Below are 2,233 nucleotides of genomic sequence, written 5' to 3' on the forward strand. Positions count from 1 at the left end.
GCACCAACGGCAGTGGCTACGGCGCGCTTGCCGGTCGTGTCGCTGATATTTGCACCGACGGCGACCTGGCCTGCTCGGCGCCCGACCACGCTGCCCTGCTACGCGTCGGCGCGGAAATCGCCGCCCAAGCCGACCTGCGCGACCCGATCGCGGCCCTGACGTCGATCAACGGGTTGTTCTCGACGGCGATGGGGCGAGCGTGGACCACCGTGCTGGCCGAGGACTTCCACACCGACCCCGGCAACGCCGACTACCTTCCGGGAAAACCGTTGGCGCAGCGACTCATCGACGCCGCCGACCCCCGAACCCCCGCACCGGGCACGGATCAGGTGCAGGCAGCCGCTCAGCGATGGGATCAGATCACCGCCGCCGCTGTGGCGAACCCGCTCGGCATCGTGGCGAAGCTGGCCGGCCAACTCGCCGCCGCCTGGGGCCAGCTGGTCGCCGACAACGCCGACCTGATCAACCCGGCGGTATGGGTGCACAACGGCGACACCGTCTCCCGCCACAACGGCTACCTCGCCAGCGGCCAACTCGCCTCCGGCGTCGCCTGGATGACCGCTATCGCCCACGACGCCGCAGGACACCAGTCATGAACGACACCGACACCGACTTCTACGCCCCGCCCACCTTCCACGATTCCATCGAGCCCGGCCGCATCCTGCGCATCCGCCCAACCGATACTCCCGGGCTGATCGGGGCAGGCGCGGCGTGGCAGGTGCTCTACACCTCCACCGACAGCCACGGCGAACTCACCGCGGCCTCCGGCATCGTGATCGCCCCCGACACCGATCCGGAACTCGGGCCAGGCCCGATCCTGGTGTACTGCCCGAGCTTTCACGGACTCGGCGGCGCATGCGCGCCGTCTCGACTGCTCGCCATCGGTGCCGAACCCGACACCGAACCGATCACCGCTGCGCTGGAACGCGGGTGGATCGTCGCTGTCCCGGACGGGGAAAACCTCGGCATCACCGGCCAAGGCCCACACACCTTCCTCGCCGCCCGCGCCGCAGCACACCATACCCTCGACCTCGCCCGCGCCACCGCCTCAATCCAGGAACTGAATACACAGAGTTCACCGGTTGTGGCGTGGGGTTATGCCGACGGCGCTCGCGCGGTCACGGTCGCGGCGCAACGGCACCGCGCCTACGCACCCCAGGTTGACCTGCGCGGGATCGCGGCCGGTGCCACCATCACCGTTCCCGGCGCGCTGGTGGCATCGCTGAACACCGGTCCGTTTTCCGCGCTCGTGCTGGCCGGCCTCATCGGCTTGTCGCGCGCCTACCACCATCTGCCGCTGCGGCATGTGCTCTCTGCCGACGGTCGACAGGTCCTCGCCGAAGCCGAAACCCGCAGTGCCCCCATGCTGCTCGCGCAGTATCGGCGTCCGATCGAGCAGTGGTGCGACCGGGGACAGCCGTGGACCGATCCCATGTGGCATTACGTCCTGGCCCGCGAAACCATCCCGGTTGACCAGGTCCCGAGCGTGCCGGTACACCTCTACCACGGCGCCCGCGACGCGCTGGTGCCGATCGGCCAGAGCACCCGCCTGCTGTCGGCCTACCGCGAAGCCGGGGTCGAGGTCAGTTGGCGCAACTACGACCGCGGACACCTCGACACCGCCCACGTCGCCATCACCGAAACCATCGCCCACCTGGCCGACTACCTCGCACGACCGAGTGAGGAGTGAAAAGCGATGCGGTACAGCAAAACCCGGAACATCCGGAAAATCGGCCGCGGCAACCTGGCTCGCCGGGTGTGCATGACAGCGGTGGGGGCTGTGTTGATCGCTGGTGGTGGCGTCCAGGTAGCGACCGCTGACCCGGCGGTTCCGATCGGGGACCGGTGTCCGGCGCTGTTTGTGTTCGGGGTTCAGGGACCGGATGAGTCGGCGACCGACACAGCACCGACTGTGGATACCGGCGCCCTCGGCCAACTGTTCACACCCCTGGCGGCGAATGCCGGCGAGCTGGTCCAACGTCTCTACATCCCTTATGGAGACAGCGACACCGGCGAGCCCCAACCCTACGACCAAGCCAGCACGAGCGCCGCGCAGCGACTCGAATCCGAGGCCACTGAGGTCGTTCATCGTTGTCCGACAACGAAGCTCGCGGCGGCCGGGTGGGGACAAGGCGCGGCAGCGGTCACCGATTTCGCCCACCGGGTCGGTGACAACACTGCCGCCGTGGCCGCGGATTCCATTGCCGGGATCACGCTGCTGGCCAACCCAGGG

At 68.7% G+C, this 2,233-nt stretch carries 2 protein-coding genes and 1 pseudogene; all 3 read left to right on the forward strand.

Features of this window, described 5'->3' with window-relative positions; genetic code table 11:
* Positions 1-596 (forward strand): annotated as a pseudogene (locus tag NA3_RS37970) (cutinase family protein); the annotation flags it as partial.
* Positions 593-1,690, forward strand: a complete 1,098-nt coding sequence (locus NA3_RS35215) for a lipase family protein (RefSeq protein WP_062969237.1) — start codon at positions 593-595, stop codon at positions 1,688-1,690. The pseudogene NA3_RS37970 and the gene NA3_RS35215, both read left to right, overlap by 4 nt.
* A gap of 222 nt (positions 1,691-1,912) precedes the next feature.
* The coding region (locus NA3_RS37975; protein ID WP_167355102.1) for a cutinase family protein at positions 1,913-2,233 on the forward strand (321 nt) is incomplete at its 3' end.

Source organism: Nocardia africana NBRC 100379 (assembly GCF_001612635.1).
Taxonomy (GTDB): Bacteria; Actinomycetota; Actinomycetes; order Mycobacteriales; family Mycobacteriaceae; genus Nocardia; species Nocardia africana.